Source organism: Paraburkholderia sp. RL17-373-BIF-A, assembly GCF_046030175.1.
Classification (GTDB): domain Bacteria; phylum Pseudomonadota; class Gammaproteobacteria; order Burkholderiales; family Burkholderiaceae; genus Paraburkholderia.
In genome coordinates this window covers 1-16,164 of the sequence record NZ_JARESO010000070.1, presented here as the reverse complement: position 1 = coordinate 16,164, position 16,164 = coordinate 1, and the positions used below count along the sequence as shown (strand labels likewise).

General features: G+C 61.3%; 12 protein-coding genes and 1 tRNA gene. 5 read left to right on the top strand and 8 right to left on the bottom strand.

What is annotated here, in order from left to right:
* Positions 1–628: 628 nt before the first annotated feature.
* Positions 629–1,525 (bottom strand): GNAT family N-acetyltransferase, encoded by an 897-nt coding sequence (locus tag P0D80_RS42385; RefSeq protein ID WP_408292713.1) that lies wholly within the window; start codon positions 1,523–1,525, stop codon positions 629–631.
* 617 nt (positions 1,526–2,142) lie between these two features.
* Here P0D80_RS42385 and P0D80_RS42380 point away from each other — a divergent pair.
* The 5 genes from P0D80_RS42380 to P0D80_RS42360 all read left to right on the top strand — a co-directional run bounded on the left by P0D80_RS42380 (position 2,143) and on the right by P0D80_RS42360 (position 5,025).
* Entirely contained in the window at positions 2,143–2,349 is a 207-nt protein-coding gene (locus tag P0D80_RS42380; RefSeq protein ID WP_408292711.1) for a hypothetical protein, read from the top strand.
* Positions 2,350–2,485: 136 nt separating this feature from the next.
* The gene (locus P0D80_RS42375) at positions 2,486–2,734 is read left to right on the top strand and encodes a hypothetical protein (protein ID WP_408292709.1); all 249 of its coding nucleotides are present in this window, start codon (positions 2,486–2,488) and stop codon (positions 2,732–2,734) included.
* 276 nt (positions 2,735–3,010) lie between these two features.
* Positions 3,011–3,991: a winged helix-turn-helix domain-containing protein gene (locus tag P0D80_RS42370; RefSeq protein ID WP_408292707.1), complete on the top strand. Its 981-nt coding sequence runs from the start codon at positions 3,011–3,013 to the stop codon at positions 3,989–3,991.
* 217 nt (positions 3,992–4,208) lie between these two features.
* On the top strand, positions 4,209–4,709 hold the full coding sequence (locus P0D80_RS42365) for a winged helix-turn-helix domain-containing protein (RefSeq protein WP_408292705.1): 501 nt from the start codon (positions 4,209–4,211) through the stop codon (positions 4,707–4,709).
* Positions 4,633–5,025: a hypothetical protein gene (locus P0D80_RS42360; protein ID WP_408292754.1), complete on the top strand. Its 393-nt coding sequence runs from the start codon at positions 4,633–4,635 to the stop codon at positions 5,023–5,025. Before P0D80_RS42365 ends, P0D80_RS42360 begins: the two co-directional genes overlap by 77 nt.
* A gap of 129 nt (positions 5,026–5,154) precedes the next feature.
* Here P0D80_RS42360 and P0D80_RS42355 read toward each other — a convergent pair whose 3' ends face one another.
* The 7 genes from P0D80_RS42355 to P0D80_RS42325 form a co-directional block, all read right to left on the bottom strand.
* A complete protein-coding gene (locus P0D80_RS42355) occupies positions 5,155–5,352 on the bottom strand; it encodes a hypothetical protein (RefSeq protein WP_408292703.1) in 198 nt (65 codons plus the stop codon).
* 701 nt (positions 5,353–6,053) lie between these two features.
* A complete protein-coding gene (locus tag P0D80_RS42350) occupies positions 6,054–6,776 on the bottom strand; it encodes an OmpA family protein (RefSeq protein ID WP_408292701.1) in 723 nt (240 codons plus the stop codon).
* A gap of 80 nt (positions 6,777–6,856) precedes the next feature.
* The gene (locus P0D80_RS42345) at positions 6,857–13,291 is read right to left on the bottom strand and encodes an ESPR-type extended signal peptide-containing protein (protein ID WP_408292699.1); all 6,435 of its coding nucleotides are present in this window, start codon (positions 13,289–13,291) and stop codon (positions 6,857–6,859) included.
* Between the two features lie 829 nt (positions 13,292–14,120).
* Positions 14,121–14,378 (bottom strand): hypothetical protein, encoded by a 258-nt coding sequence (locus P0D80_RS42340; protein ID WP_408292751.1) that lies wholly within the window; start codon positions 14,376–14,378, stop codon positions 14,121–14,123.
* A 657-nt stretch (positions 14,379–15,035) separates the two neighbouring features.
* Positions 15,036–15,111, bottom strand: a tRNA-Lys gene (locus tag P0D80_RS42335).
* 49 nt (positions 15,112–15,160) lie between these two features.
* On the bottom strand, positions 15,161–15,724 hold the full coding sequence (locus tag P0D80_RS42330) for an Hsp20/alpha crystallin family protein (RefSeq protein ID WP_408292742.1): 564 nt from the start codon (positions 15,722–15,724) through the stop codon (positions 15,161–15,163).
* Positions 15,725–15,857: 133 nt separating this feature from the next.
* On the bottom strand, positions 15,858–16,164 hold a 307-nt coding region (locus P0D80_RS42325), incomplete at its 5' end, for an Hsp20/alpha crystallin family protein (RefSeq protein ID WP_408292697.1).

The window sequence follows — 16,164 nt, the reverse complement described above, 5'->3', positions numbered from 1 at the left end:
ATCGCTGCTCATGCTCTGCCCGTCAGGCGGAGCAACTAACGAAACGCTCGTGCCTTGAGCATGGACACATCCAACTTCTGCCTGAGGTCGTCAACGGGACGTGGCGTATGTGCTTTTCCAATGGATGCGGCTTCTGACCGCGAAACCCCACGTACCCTGATTGTATATTCTCGACAGGAAAACGTAAGGAAAACAGTGCCGGCTAAGTGTAAAACGCTTATAGACTCGGAAGAGCTACACGCCGCGCGCCTTTCATGAAAATCGCCTGCGGCATCACTTGTTGGCGAAAACTGAAGAATTCGTTTTGCTAACGCCTGTTAAGGCGCAGTCGCCCTCGAACAACGCGTCGGCGCAACCTATCGTCGGTGGACGCTTGGAGGTCGTAGCCGACGTTCGAATGTCCGTCGGAAAGCTCGCGCCAATGGCTTGGGGATGGCCGACTGCAGGCAAGCGGACGCCACAGATCGTTGGGACAGCACCAATCAGGTAATCGAGTATGACAATGAAGCTCGCATTCACTCAATGGGATTCTGTCATGGGAAGCGACCAACGTAGTGAACATCGGTGGATGGGCAATATCGACCCATTGAGGGATATTTCAACCCGGGCCCCGATGCCCGATGCGGCCTCACATGAAGCCCGGGTTTCTCGGGAGATAGCGTGTCCAGTCGCCGCAGTCGCGCGTCGACATCAGCACCATCGGAAGTGCGAATCGCATGCCTTGGCTGGCCGCGATCGCCAGTGCATCGCTCGTCCCGGGAACGAACACGGAGATCTGCTTTGCATCCCCCTTGACGGCGATCGCCAGCGCCGCCCGGAATGCACCAGGCATCGCATGCGCGTGCATGACCGCGAGGGGACCTACGTGACCCGTTCCTGCAACGTACGCGTAGCCGACGCGCTTGCCCCCTTCTTCGAGGAAAACGCCTTTCATCCTGGGATCGCCCAGCAGGAACCGGTGATGCTTCTCTCGCGATACAGCCAGGGTTGCCACATCGAGCTGCCGCAGCATCTCGAGATCGACGGCAATCGTGCGGATGGGCGTCGCGCAAAGCGCGGGACCTTGCGCCGGACGCAATGACTCACGCCCGGCGCTGCACAAATGGATGGGCACTCGTGGAAACAAGCCGTGCCGCACGTACAGTCCCTGGGACACCACGTTGAACGCGAAGGTAATCAGGCTCTTTTCGGTCGCACCAGCCTGTCTCGCATGCTGCATCGTGCGCTCCAGCAGTTGGTTGCCGATGCCCTGTCCCTGCCGGCCGGGTGCAACGAACAGTTCCGCCAGGAACCAGAGCCGACCACAAACCCAGCTCAGAGCGAAGCCGACAATTTCGCCATCATCCTCGGCCAGCCACACTCCGCGTGGATCGTCCCGAAGGCAGAACGCCTGGAAATCCGAAGGCCGCGACGTGGCAATCGGCCCGAAACCGTGGCGGACGGTCAGGTCGTTGATGCTGCGGGCAACCAGTTCTTCGGCGCGTGCCAGTTCGTCAGCGTTTGCAGGTCGGACAACCAGCGGCATGGGCAACTCCCGTGGGACAACGTCTAAATGTATAGCAAAAGGCCACGGTAGAGCCAAGCGCGCAAACGGTCAGCGCGAGCATCTAGGCCCGCTGTCGAACGGCTCAAACTGGCCGGAGCCCCTACCGCGCGAGCGGCTTCGGTCTTCGACCCACTGCGGACCTCCAACTGGTCCTTCTCACCGCTCGGCGAGCCAGGTGCGGCGTCTGAGTTTTTCTATGCAAGGACATTTGAGCGGCAATCTAAAGGTGCGGGGCCCAACTGGTAGCGGGACATGGCTTAGCGTTTCTCCGTGAATACGTTGGAAGCTGCTTGGGATGCATCGCGGGCCTCGAGTCCTGCCGTGAGTTCTGTCACCTTGTGGCTGTTTCTCGGAAGCTCGACCTTTTCAAGCTGGCTTCGTGTCGGCTTTTCTTAGCAACGATCAAGTCCCGATCACGTATCCACAGTCACGAGGTAACGTTCTTAAGCTTTCCTTCAGGATCCTGCGATAGATTGGTTGCACACTATCAAGCATCGCTGATTGCAATTCGGCCGAACGGTAAGCCCGGCAGTAGTTGTGCGCGTGCATAAAAAATCGCGCGAGCTGATGCCACGGAGAAAAACGGGTGTGCCGCCATGGCGAATGCACTCACACCCTGCCTGCCGAAACCGGCAGCACGTTGTTCACACATCAGCAGCACTCTGGGTCCGGACATACGGAACAACACCATCGATGATGTTCTCGGCGAATTTCGTGAAATGTACGACGAACTGGAAGAAACACTCTTTCAGAAACGGTTTGCAGAGGATCTGCAAGGTTGCGGCAAACGGGACGCCGCCTGAGCAGTGCTCGCCTTCAAAATCTTCAGCTAGTGAGCGTGGCCTGTGCTTCTTCACTAGACGTCTATAACTGCTGCCGTTGATGATGACCGGGAGAACTGAGCCATCGCTACAGCTATTTATTCAACGGAGATCAACGATGCGACTCCCCAACGGACGCTTCCGCGTCGACAGCGTTCCCACATTTTCTGTTGGCCGCTTCTTCGCGCAAGCACGGATTTTTCAGGTCCACTCATGCCCCCATGAACAGATCGAGATCTTCGCGGCAATCAACCTTCCAGCTTTCGCCACTGAGGCAGAAGCCATCGCGTTCTCGAATAAATGGGCGGTCGCCTGGATTCATGAGAATCTCTTCGACATCGCTGCCACCAAGGGTGCCTACGCCTAGTGGAGGGGTAGCGCAGATCCGGGAAGCCCAGCCTGGGGCGCGCCAGTTCGACCCACTGGAACTCGGCGTCACGCGCTTATTCTCAATGCCTGCGGGACGTTCACGTGCAATTCAGGTCGGTGCATTGGATATTCCATCAGTGCTTCTATGCTGCCGGTTTGTACGCTTAAAATGTCCGGGGTGACTTCACGAGAGTAAGCGCCCTCTAAAAATACTTCGATCGCATGGAACGGATTCCGCTCGCAAGCCAGCAGAGAACTGGCGGGAGAACTGCTCTTGAAGGGAGAGCGTCCCACGGACATCTCCCGCAAGACCGGCTTGAGTTTCCCTACCATACGCAAATACAAGGCGCTGCTTGACAGCGGAGGCCCGCACGCGCTGACGCGACTAAACGAATACGGCTCCAGGTCGCAGTTGAATGAAGAAGCCCTGAGCTGGCTCGTCAGCGCTGTCAAACATTCCCCAAAGCTGCACGGTATTGCAGCGAACGCGTGGACTGTCGAGCAGGTACGTAGCCTTATTTTGCAACGATTCGGAGTGAGCTATTCCGCATCGCACGTCGCCCATATAGTTCGAGAACGTGGACTCGCCTATCGCCTCACCTATCCGGCGGCCGACGCACACGCCCAGCGACGACAAAGGCCCGTTAGCGACAGAGATGCGGCCCGAAGAAGAACCGCAGCAGAGATGCTCCTGACAGGCCAGAGTGCAGAGCAGGTCTCGGAAGCCCTGAATATTAGCCTGCGAACAGTCAAGGCGTATGGATCAATGGTGGCCAGGAAGGGGCTTGAGGCACTGGATCAGTCGACTGCCCGCGGCCATCGTTCGACGCTTGATCCGAAAGCGCTTAGATGGTTGAAAGCTGCGCTGGAAAAAGGACCGCGCACCCACGGTTTCGAATCGGAACTGTGGCGAAATCGCGATGTGCAAGCGCTAATCAAACGCAGGTTTGACATCGACCATTCGAACGGATACGTTCGCCAGCTGGTTGTGAAGCTGGGATTTGCCGATCGCATGCGTCCGCCGAAACGGCGCACCGAAACACGTCTCACAGTCACCGATGAGGTACTTGCGTGGATAGCCGTGACCGTGAAGCAGTCACCCCGAGAGTACGGCATGGCAGGCGACCATTGGAACAACGCGCGCTTACGCGCGGTAGTTCAACAGCGCCTGGGTGTGGAATACTCACGAGGCTATATCCGGGAGATTGCCATACATGCCGGCGTAGCCGACCTGATTACCAGGCGCCGGAACTGAGTCGCCTGCCCTGAACTGCGATGGTGAGGCCACAGCTGACGGATTGTGCCAACAGCGAGCGAACCGTCGTGCAGTTGCCGCCTGGCCTGTCCTACGACCCCTGCCGGAAGCCACCGCCGATGGTGGCCGCAAGGAGCAGAGCAGCGGCCATTCCGTTTGGCGCTGCAACCTGTCGTGGCTCGCTGAGTAGGTATCACGTCAAAGGTATCGAGCTCGCATGTCCGTCTCCCACGACTTGAATAAGCCGCCCTGGAGCACTCGAAGAAGCGCAGTTGCATCCATGCTTGCGGCTGGAATATCCATGCGTGAGATACCCCGTCGATTGCAACTGAGTCCTGCCACCGCCAGCCGGTATGAATTGCTCTTTGCCGTCGGCGGGGCCAAAGCCATCCTGCGGTTGAACGACGTTGGACGACGGTCTGTTCTCGATGTACGGGCGCTTAGTTGGCTCACGAGCGCGATCAAACATTCACCGCGCCTACACGGGTTTGAAACTGATGTGTGGAACCGCGAGCAACTGCGCATCTTTGTCGACCGGGAGTTCGGTATCACCTATTCTCCCTCGCACTTGAACAGGATTGTCCGCGACCTCGGATTGTCCCATCGCCTAGCGATTGCCCCAGGGCGCCGAGGAGCGGAACGTGATCGACCGCCGGGTGCACGCGGATGCCCTGCGACTGCAACCGGCAAAGCCGGTGTCAACGGCGACGACGCCTGATGCGACCGCAGTGGTGACAACGCCGGCGTCAGACAGGGTATCGGACGTCGGCGTAACACGCCGATCATCCAACGCGAACACATCAGCCTATTTGCCCGCGCGCCGCGAACGCCGCCTGCACGTCGGCAGCGGACGCTACGAATCCATGTGCGAACGTAGCAAAATGGCCGCATGGAGCCCTACAACGACCGGCTGGGGTCGCCCCATTTCGGTCTTCAATCTTCCGCGAGATGGTTGTGCAACGCTCGGCCTCTTCGGCCATCTGGTGTCCGACGGCAGGCTAGGCCGCGCATTAACTTTATTCTTCAGTTGGTGAAATGCGTCGAACGGAACCAGGCCGGCAGCGGCCAAAAAACATAAGGGCCGGTAACCCAGCCCCTATGGCTGACTGTTATCCGGACTCGTGTCCTTGCTTTCTACGCCGCCGTCTGTCAACCGTCGACAATTATCCAGGCAACTTCATCGACACGTGGGCGGGGGCTGGGTCTGGTGTATTCAATAAACCGTCTATCCCGTTGATAACACGGTAGGCTTCAACGAGTGCTTTTTCCTTGTCTACATCGTGCCCGCCAACGACACGGGCCATATCGGAAGAGGAGAGTTCCTTCTGCTGATGCAGGTCAACGATAGTCAGTGTGTTCATTTCGATTCGCCTATTAAAAGTGGTTTGGCAACCAGAGCTGGTCTCAACTGAGCGACTGTGTTTTGCGCTCACCAAGTTACTAGTCACGATCTATGCCAAGCTCGCCTTCGGCACACACTGAGGCGTAACTTCTTGTCTCAGAATAGTTTTTAACCCCGCCGCCTTTCCATACCAGCGATTCGAGGCATCTACATGTGGGCGCAATTCCAACACATGACAATCCTCCGTCGGTTATTTATCTACACAGGCAGGCGGCCCATCCCCCGGCGGCATTTTCGACGGCGGCGGGCAGCGGGACTGCGTTGCCCGGAAAATGTCCGGAATGCTGAGTCGGCAGACCGAGCCAGCATCATTGCCCCAGAGTCGAACATGACATTCATCTACTGGGCGGCGACAATGACTACAGCGTGGCAGGAAAGGGCTTCCGGGAGTGCCTGTGCTGCACGTCGATCAGAAAATGATCCTTACTTCGCTCGATTGTTGTGCAGCCCAGATGAAAACATGTTGTGGAGTCACCGGACATGCTCAGTCCACTCGGCGTTACAGAGGGGCGATTAGGCCCGAGTAATCCTTCGAAACCGTGTTCTGGAAAGGCCGCCGTCCTGCGTTTGGCAACTCGCTTGACCTGAACGACGACTTTGCCCTCGAAAGGCCTTGGGCCGCCTCTTCTGTTTTCGTTAAGTTTTCGCCGTCGACGGTCTTCACTGTGCCCGAACTTCGATGGCGACTCGCCTATCCGGTTGCAGGCAAGCGATGAGCGACTTGCTGCCGTCGTCCGGACATTGCGTTGTTGAATCGCCGGAGCCCACGCCCGTTGCATGAATCAACTCACCGTTCAGTCCATGATCGATCATGTACTCCCTCACCGTCTGGGCACGCGCCAGGGACAACGGCTGGTTGACCGTTTCAGGCCCAAGACGGTCGGTATGGCCTACGACCGAAATGGACTGAGCGCCACTGCGCTGCCTGATACGCTTAATGACCTGATCGAGACTTGCCACCCCGCCCGGCAGCATTGAAGCGCGGCTTGATTTGCCGAAGGCAAACAACGCATCGCTTTGGATCACGAACTGATCAATCGTTTGCGCCGCAGGTGCGACCGGCTGCGAGGACACTGCAGCCGGCGTGACCGGCGCGTCGCCGCAGGCGAAGGTAAGCCGCCGCGTGACATCGGCCTGGTCATTGTCCGGCAGCAGGCGCCCGACTTTCTGCACCGGGCGAACCGGTTCTCCGTGACATATCTGCTGAGCCACCTTCATACAGGTAGCAGGTCCCTCGAAGATCCCATGACATTCGACCTGATGAAGCGTGGAACCGTCGGCGGCCGTAATCGTATAAGCGTTAAACGTCGGCCCCGAGGCACTCGAACATCCTGCAAGCAACACCAGGCTCAGCGACAAACCCCATCCAGAAAGCTGCTTCATTGTGTTCTCCATACTGTTTTTCGTACGTCAGGTTCTGAGCACGATCATGTTGTCCGCACTTGAGCGAAGGCGTCTGCGCCCTACCATTGCATGGCCGCACCCATGCCGAAGGTAGTGCCGCCGGGGCTCATGCCGACGCCTGCCTTCATCTTGATGTTTTCGGTGACACGAGCGGTCCCCCCCAGCGCGACGGCCTGATAGCCACGAAAGCCCGCCGTGCCGATGCCAAATGACAAGGTCTTGTCCTTGTCGACCTCCGGAATCATCGTCAATGCGGTCGCTGCGGCGATGCCGGAATAGGCATTGCGCGCGACGGAGTTGATGCCCGATTGCAGTTGATCCACCCGTTGATCGGCATAGGCATTGGCCTGCGCGAGCCCGGCGTTGAGCTGGTCCACGTTGACTGCGTCCGTCCCCTGGGTTCCCGCAGCCACATTCGCCACCTGCCGCGTATCGGCAAGCGAGCCAACGGATACCACGTTGCTGCGGCCTCCGTCCGTGCTACCAGCCCCGAGCGCCACCGAGTTATTGCCGCTCGCGGCCGCGCCAACCCCCACGGCGGTCGCGCCCGTCGCGCTGGCTTGCGAACTGTTGCCGACCGCCGTGCTATTCGACCCGGATGCCGATGCGCCTTGCCCGCCCGCCGACGAATTCGATCCCGTGGACGCCGGTGGCGTCGGCGTGCCGGGCGAGGACGAGAAGCTGCCGCCGCTGTTCGTGGTCCGTTGGTTGATCAGCGTGGTCAACTGGGTTGACACCGCGTCCAGTTGCGAGACGTTCACCGCGTCGGTTCCGGCCTTGCCGGCTGCCACGCCGGTGATCTGCCGATTACCGATATTGACCTCACCCGCAGACGACTGCGGACTGCTCAACCCGTACGCGATGTAGTTGCTCAACGCGCCAACCGTCGTCACCGATCCCGCGCCCAATGCAACGCTGTTTGCCATCGACGCGCTCGCGCCCGAGCCCATCGCGACCGCATCGATGGCGCTGCTTTGCGCCCCCGAGCCGATAGCAATGCCGCCTGCATTCGCAGCCTTTGCGCTCGCCCCTTGTGCGATCGACTGGGCGCCACTGGCGATGGCGCCGCTGCCGAGCGCAATCGCGTCGGCCTGTGCCGCATTCGAGCTTTCACCGATCGCGACGCCGCCCGGTGCCGTCGAATCGACGATGGCGCCGTTACCGATGCCCACGCCGTTATCACCGTTGACCACTGTCGTCGGTCCGACCGCAATCGACTGCGCGCCGACCGCGAGCGAATCCGCCGCCGTCGAATTCGCGTGAAAGTACATCTGTCCGGTAACGGCGAACGACGATAGCGCGCCCGCAAGCTGCCTGATGGTGACCGCATCCTGTGCCTGCGTGCCGTCCGCGACATTGGTCAACTGGCGATAGGTGTTGCCGGCCGCGCTGCCGAAAGACACTGCGCCGAGCAAGGTTTGATCCGACGTGTTGAAAGGAATCGCATGGGTGCCATTCGCAATCGAACCGATCCCGGACAGGACCGCGCGATTGGACACGGATCCCGAGCCGATCGCGACTCCGCCGGCCACCGTTGCGCTCGACAGGGCACCCAGCGCAAGCGCGTTGTCCGCCTGCGCGGCAGCGCCGTTGCCGCCGGCAAAGCTGCTCACGCCGGCGGCCGTTGCCCCCACGCCCGCCGCCAGCGCATTGACGCCGGTGGCGCCGTCGTTGTTGTAGTTGCCGCCCTGTGTGCCGCCATCGTTCACGCTGTAGTAGTGTGTCTTGCTGGCGGTCACTACGCTGGCGAGGCTGTCCACCGCCTGATCCGTCGCGTACAGCTGCGAACCGTTCACCGCGTCGGTGCTCGTCGCGCTCACCCGGCCGGCCGCCACGTTGGTCACCGTGCGCTCGTTACCCGCGCTGCCCACGCTGACCGTGCTCGTCGGGGCAGCACCGGCGTAGGTGTAGGCCGTGCCGTTGATCGTGTCGCCGGTCGTTGCCACTGCCGCAGCCGTGGTCGACCCGCTGCCCAGCGCGACGGCATTGGCGTTATTGGCCACCGCGCCCTGACCCAGGGCCGTGCTGTTGGCGCCGGCCGCGGTGGCGGCCACGCCCGCCGCAAGCGCGTTGGTGCCGGTGGCGCCATCGTCGGCGTAGTTGGCACTCTGAGTACCGCCGTCGTTGACGCTGTAGTAGTGCGTCTTGTTGGCGGTTACCGTCGTGGACAGACTGCTGACTGCCTGATCGGTTGCATACAGCTGCGAGCCATTCACTGCGTCGGTGCTGGTCGCGCTCACCCGGCCTGCCGCCACGTTGGTCACCGTGCGCTCGTTGCCTGCGCTGCCCACGCTCACCGTGCTCGTCGGGGCAGTCCCGGCGTACGTGTAGGCTGTGCCGTTGATCGTGACACCCGGAGTCGCCACCGCCGCGGCGGTTGTCGATGCGCTGCCCAGCGCCACGCTATTGGCGAACGTCGAGCTGGCCCCGGCGCCAAGCGCTATGGCGTCCGTGGCGCTACTCTGCGCTCCTGAGCCCACCGCCACGCCGCCCTGGTTAGCGGCATTAGCGTTGGCGCCCTGTGCAATCGACTGCGCACCGCTCGCGACCGCGCCGCTGCCGAGCGCCATTGCGTCGGCCGCGGCCGAATGCGATTGCTGGCCGATCGCGACACCGCCGGGCGCCGTGGCATCGACCACCGCCCCGTTGCCGACACCAACGCCGCTGTCGCCGTTGACGACGGTCGTCGGTCCGACAGCGATTGACTCCGCGCCCACGGCCAGCGAATCGGCCGCCGTCGAATTCGCGTGGAAATAGTTCGTGCCCGTCACCGAAAACGACGACAATGCGCCCGCCAGTTGCCTGACGGTGACTGCGTCTTGCGCCTGCGTGCCATCGGCCACATTGGTCAACTGACGGTAGGCCGTGCTACTGCCGACGGATACCGCACCCAGCAAAGTCTCATCGGACGTATTGAACGGAATCGCGTGGGAGCCGTTGGCGATCGATCCCGCCGCGGGCAGAACCGTGCGATCTGAAACCGATCCCGACCCGATCGCCACGCCGCCGACGATCGAGGCACTCGCCTGCAGTCCGAATGCCAGCGCGTTGTTCGCCAGCGCCTGGGCACCGTTGCCCAGCGCCGTGCTGCTCACCCCCGAAGCCAGGGCGCCGACACCCGCAGCCAGCGCGTTCACACCGGTGGCTCCGTCGTCGGCGTAGTTGGCACCCTGTGTGCCGCCGTCGTTGACGCTGTAGTAGTGCGTCTTGTTGGCGGTTACCGTCGTGGACAGCGCGTCGACGGCCTGATCGGTCGCGAACAACTGCGAGCCGTTTACGGCGTCGGTACTGGTCGAGCTCAACCGGCCCGCGGCAACATTCGTCACGGTGCGTTCGGCGCCCACTTTGCCGACGCTGACCGTGCTCGCCGGCGTGGTGCCGGCAAACGCGTACGCGGTCCCATTTATCGTCGCGCCTGGCGTCCCCACCGCGGCGGCAGTCGTGCTTCCCGCACCCAGGGCCACCGCGCCGGCGTTGGTGACCGTGGCGCCGGAGCCGATCGCAACGCCTTGCGTCGCCGCGGCCGACACCGTTGCAGCGTCGCCGAACGCGACAGAACCGGCATTGTTCGCTTGCGATGCGTTGCCCAGCGCGACGGCGCCCAGGCCGGTCGCTGCATTCGCATTGCCGAGCGCCACCGCTCCCTGGCCGTTGGACGTATTGTTCGCGCCCATGGTTATCGCACCGGTGCCAATCGCCGAGTTCGGATCGCCGATGGCGACCGCGCCATTGCCGCTTGCCGTGTTGCCCACGCCAATCGACACGGCCTTGCCGCCTGTCGCGGTTGCCGTCTGACCTATCGCGATGGCGCCGGCCGTATTCGCGGTTGCCCCGGCGCCCTGGGCGATCGAATCGCCACCCGTGGCTTGAGCCCCGTTGCCCAATGCAATGTCGTTGGCCGTCGTCGGTGCGCCGTTCACGCCGGCCACCGCATGCAGACCCTGGGCGATCGAATCGTTACCGAACGCGTTGGCGGCCGGCCCCACCGCGATCGCGTCGGTGCCGGTGGGCACACTGTCCGCCAGCACCGAATTGGTGTGGAAATATTTGATCCCGCCGCCATTGTTGATGTTGGAAATCGCTGTGGTATTGGCCGACACCTGCTGGTTGGTGGCGAACAGCTGGGACCCATTCACCGCGTCCGTGCTCGTCGCGTTCAATGCGGCCGGCGCCATGTTGGTGATGGTCACCGGAGACCCGGCCCCCGCCCCGCCGGTCGCACCGAGCGTGATCCTGGTACCGCCCGCCGCGTCGTACTTGACCGCAATGTTGGCGGTGTTGTCGATATTCGTATTCAGCGCGGTCAAGGCACCGGCAACCGTCGTCTGCGCGGTGAGTCCGCTTACCGCCCCGGTAGTGCTAACGGTGTTGACCGGCTGGCTAAAGCCGGTTAGATTGCCGGTCGCCGCGCTATAGCTGGCGCCGCCGCCCAGGGTGCCCGCTGTCGACGCGCCGAGATTATTGATACCGGCGACAACCGTATTCAGCTGCGAGCCGTTGATGGCGTCGGTGCTGGCAGCCGAAATCACGCCGGCTGCCACGTTCTGCAGTTGCCGCTCCTTCCCAGCGGAACCGACCGACACCACGCCATTGGCCGCGCTCGCGATGCCGGCCGCCGTGCCGCCGTATAGCGCCGTGGTGCCCGTATGTGGCGCTGCGGTTGTACTGCCCGCACCTAGCGCGACGTCGTTCGCGTTGCTGGCGGACGCGCCGGCACCCAGCGCGATCGCATGGGTCTGGTTGGCCACCGCCGAATCGCCGAACGCCAGCGCGCTCGCGCCGTTCGCATTGCTCGCGTTGCCCAGTGCGACCGCGCCCTGGCCATTGGCGGTATTGCCGTTGCCCTGTGCTACCGCGCCATCGCCCGTGGCGGTATTGTTCGCGCCCACGGCGACCGTACCATTGCCGGTCGCGGTATTGGGATCGCCAATCGCGACCGCGCCGTTGCCGCTGGCGGTCTGCGCCTGACCGAGCGCCACTGCGCCCGTCCCGCCGAGTACCTGGGAGTTATGGCCGCCGGCGAACGAACCCGCGCCGGCTGCCGCTGCGACGGTGCTGCCGTCGCCGATCGCAACCGTGGAGGCAGCGAGCGCTCTTGCAGCATTGCCGATGGCGGAAGCATTAGCCGCGTTAGCCGTTGCGGAGGTACCCATGGCGAGGGCATCGGTGTTGGCGCCCGTCAGAGCCGAATCGCCTATCGCGATGGACGAGGAGCCAGCCGAGCTCGCGCCGGAGCCGATCGCAATCGCGCGAATGCCCGACGCCGCGGCGCCTGCCACCGTCGCCGGGGCAGACGCGCCGCCTTCCGCAACGGTATCCGATGACCCCAACGCTATTGAATTAGCACCGGTGGCTTGTGAGCCGTTCATCATGCCGAGCGCGTTGAGCCCTGAGGCGGCGGCGCCTGCCCCCAAAGCCACGGCATTCTGTGCCGTGGCTTTGGACACTGTGCCGGCGGCCAGCGAAGAGGGGCCGGACGCAGTCACGTCCGTGCCAATGCCAATCGCACCCGCCGCCGTTGCGCCCGTGCCTGCGACGGCACGCGGCCCAAGATAAACGGCGTTGAGGCCGCTTGCGATGGACTGAAAGCCGACGGCGACGGCATGCGTCCCGGAGGCTGTGGCGATATAACCCACCCCGACCGCTGCAGGTCCGCTTACCACCGCCTGGTAGCCAATCGCAGCGGCATAATCAGCGTTAGAGGTAACGTCAGTGCCGATGGCGATGGAGGCCGTTCCCGTCGAACCGGTGCCCGCCGCAGTGCGCGCTCCCAGATAAACGGCGTTCGCACCAGTGGCGCTGGCTCCCGAGCCAACGGCTATACCGTTGGTCTGGGAGCCTGTGGCTCCGCTGCCCAATGCAACCGCGCCCGACGCGGCAGCGTTGGCGCTCGTACCCAGTGCAACGCCGTTATCTCCAGTTGCCTTCGCCAGGGGACCGACGGCAGTCGACTGGTTGCCGCTCGAGACAGCGTCAACGCCGACACCGATGGCCGCCGAGCCGCTGGCGGTGACATCCGTGCCGATGCCAATCGCCGACTCTGCGGTCGCGCCGGTGCCCGCAGCGGTGCGCGCGCCCACGTAAATGGTGTTGACACCATTGGCAATGGCCTGAAAGCCGAAGGACAGGGCGTTAATGCCCGTACTGCTGGCGGCGAAACCTACCGCAGTGGCGCCGCCTCCAGAGGCAGTGGACTGAAAGCCCACGCACGTGGTGCTGCCGCTATAGAAGTTGAAGGGGGCCGCGGCACAGCTCAGCTGCGCCTGCGCCTGCGCGGCCCATCCCCCCAGACCCATTAACAGCAGTACGGTGACGACACGCGGGCTGGAACCGTGCAGCACTGAAGCACCATGTTCACCAGGCTCGCCGCAGCGCCCGTCGCATACGGAGGCAGCCGCTCCTGACTTTCCCTTGCCGCGCGACGCGTCCAGCTCCGACGCGGCAACGAAGGCGCCTAGCGCCTTGTTCCAGATGGTCCGATATGCTTTGTTCATGTCGTTGCCTCACCAGGTAATTGAAATGCGAAGTTCATAAGCACGGGCGTGTGCATGCATCCCGTTTACTCAGGATACCTATTTATAATGCTTAAAACGTCTCACTGCGACGCGCGTTGCTTTAGCGTTGGATCTGCGGCAAGTTGCTTCCGCCCTTGGTGAATCACGAATCCTGAGCTCGAGCGAATACCCATGCTCACGATCCGATTCGCATGACTAATTAAATAACGAGGGTCGGTCAGATAGCCAGTTTTCGCGGCGCTGGTAGCTGAGACGTTTGACGAATCTCTGGGTTATGAAGGTCCGAAGGGCGGACGCAGAGAAAAGGCGGTCGCGTGGCGGAGCGCCACTTGCCGGCCAGACTGGTGCGTCTTCGCCGCGCCAGTGCGCGGCTCTGTCCCGACTGGGATACTCATCGTTACTGCCCCTCAGTAGCCTGTTGCAACGTTCTCTCGGCTCATGGCATGACAAATAGTCTTTCGCCAGACGGCACGCGCCGTTTTTCTTTCTCGCAACACCTTGAGCAATGTGAGACGCAGGCCGCCGGGTTATTCGCATCGAATGCCGCTTCTCCCATTAGCAGATCCTGTAATGGAAAGAAAGTTAAGTGCTCGCGGGGAACTTTCTCATAGGTCTTTTAATTTGTCTACAAAAAATCTTTGCGATATCTGGACACTGCAGAATTTAACAATTAGGTTCTGTTCACGCGTTTCCCCCTCAAAAAAATCGTCAGGATTTCCTTACATATCTTTAAGGAAATCTGTACCTTTTTCTCCATTTTTTCAGTCAATTGTCGTGTAGCAACGCGCATAAAAAAATGGCAAGCCAACTAGTGAACAGAAATGAAATCCGCTTCGTTGATCGTGTCGCCGGACACTTCTATTTCTTCCATTGCGAAGCAATCGGGAAAAGCTGCGTGCCGTTCACTGCGTCCGTGCTGGTGGCGCTGATTTGACCGGGCGGCGACATCTTGCAACTCCTGTTCCTGACTGACCGCGCCGATACTCCCGACACCGTCGGCGTCGCGCCTTCTGTTGAAGTTCGCAAATTTTGCTAATGATGTCCTTGGCGCGCTAATCGCGCCCACTAACGCTGCTAGCGCGGCTTTTCTACCGCATCACGAACTCAATGCCCGACACGACTGACTAAGCGCAGGACGACGCCGCGCAGACCAACATCCACACAAGGGGATGCTGAAGGCCGCAGCAGTGACGCACAAAGCGCCATACTGTATGGCGTTTTTGATCTGCGCACTGAGATGGGCACCTTCCAAAGATCAAAAAAATGACCTGTATTTGCACTTGATGCCGCTTCAAGCGAATGCGCCTATCACGCTCCTCTACAACCGCATTAGCCGAATTAGCGGACACAACGAACGCGTTAGCAAAATCAACGGACATCCGAGCGTGCGTGCTTTGCTGAAACGCAACGCCTGGAAAGGCGTGTGAAACCGCTGCTATGACTGATTTTGCCCCGCAAAAATACAATCTTACATTAGCGTAATCCATGGACACTATTAGCAGTTTTAAGGACTTCAACACCAGCTCAGTCAACGCAAGTCGTTCGACAGCGGGCCTCACGGTAAAGGAACAAGGGGCTTGAGCCGCAGCGGAAAGGCGAAGAAGGTGTGCCACAGACTGTAAAAAGACGACTTGCCCGCGAGCTGTCCTCACCGCAACTGGACCGGAAATGGACCAGAAAGCAAAGATCCCGCTCACGGGGACTGGATCAAGTGCTGATTCTTTGGAAGGCCGTACTGGATTCGAACCAGTGACCAACGGATTAAAAGTCCGCTGCTCTACCAGCTGAGCTAACGACCCGAGCTACTCCCATTCATTCATCTCGCAAGCGCCGGATCGCCGCCCAACGCTAGCCTATTTCGATCGTGCGGCTCGCCGATCGCGGCGGTTCCTGTTTCGGCACGGTCAACGTAAGCACACCCTTGTCAAACTTTGCGAGCGCGTGGTCGGGGTCGGCGTTTTCCGGCATCGGGATCGTGCGCGTGAAGGCCCCATACGCGCGTTCAAGTCGATAGCAGCCGTCTTCCTCACTGTGCACATCCTGCTTTTTCTCGCCGCGCAACACCATCGCTCCATCCTCGACGCTGACGGTCAGATTCTCCCTTTCCATGCCCGGCAACTCGACAGTCACGCGCAGGACCTTTCCTTCGTCGACGACGTCGATGCGCGGCTGGAAATGCGAAGAGCTGAAGTCGCCAAACCATCGATCAAGCGGGCCGCGGGTTGCAAACGGATCGTGAAAGAAATCCTCCATCGCACGCCACGGATCGCGGGAGAAAAGCCGCTGGATATCTGGCCATCCGGCACGCCATGATTCGCTGGCCGGCGGACTTTGCGGACCGTCCGAATCGGGCTTGCGCGCTGAGCCGCGGAGAAATTTGAAAGGATTCCACTTTTTGGGGTCGGTGTTCATCTGCTGCTCCTCAATGATCTGGCAGGAGAGCCGGACCACGACGATCTGCATCCGGCGCCTCCACGAACCGGGCGGTGACGACCTCGCAGCCGCCACCGGTTTTTCTCCGGTCGCCGTTGTTGGTCTTCCGGGTTCAGTTCGTCTGCACCTCGATTCGTCGCGGCCGTGCTTCATCGCGACGCGGAATCGTCAGCTTCAGCACGCCGTCCTGCAGGTTCGCATCGATCTTCGATGTGTCAAAGTCCGGGCTCACGGAGAAAGCGCGCGCGAAATGCGGTTCACGGATCTCGGCGTGCTGCAGCCGCAGACCGGCGGGTGTGGGCACGACCGCTTCCGCCTCGATATAAAGATTGCCGTCGTGCACCTTCACGTCGAGTTTGTCCTTGGTGACGCCTGGCAGGTCCGCCCACAGCGTGATGCCCTGGCTGTCCTCGAACACA

What these genes read in the sequence shown, in the direction of transcription:
- P0D80_RS42385 (WP_408292713.1), bottom strand. Translation starts at nt 1,525, where the DNA reads ATGCCGCTGGTTGTCCGACCTGCAAACGCTGACGAACTGGCACGCGCC.
- P0D80_RS42380 (WP_408292711.1), top strand. Translation starts at nt 2,143, where the DNA reads ATGGCGAATGCACTCACACCCTGCCTGCCGAAACCGGCAGCACGTTGT.
- P0D80_RS42375 (WP_408292709.1), top strand. Translation starts at nt 2,486, where the DNA reads ATGCGACTCCCCAACGGACGCTTCCGCGTCGACAGCGTTCCCACATTT.
- P0D80_RS42365 (WP_408292705.1), top strand. Translation starts at nt 4,209, where the DNA reads ATGTCCGTCTCCCACGACTTGAATAAGCCGCCCTGGAGCACTCGAAGA.
- P0D80_RS42355 (WP_408292703.1), bottom strand. Translation starts at nt 5,352, where the DNA reads ATGAACACACTGACTATCGTTGACCTGCATCAGCAGAAGGAACTCTCC.
- P0D80_RS42350 (WP_408292701.1), bottom strand. Translation starts at nt 6,776, where the DNA reads ATGAAGCAGCTTTCTGGATGGGGTTTGTCGCTGAGCCTGGTGTTGCTT.
- P0D80_RS42345 (WP_408292699.1), bottom strand. Translation starts at nt 13,291, where the DNA reads ATGAACAAAGCATATCGGACCATCTGGAACAAGGCGCTAGGCGCCTTC.
- P0D80_RS42330 (WP_408292742.1), bottom strand. Translation starts at nt 15,724, where the DNA reads ATGAACACCGACCCCAAAAAGTGGAATCCTTTCAAATTTCTCCGCGGC.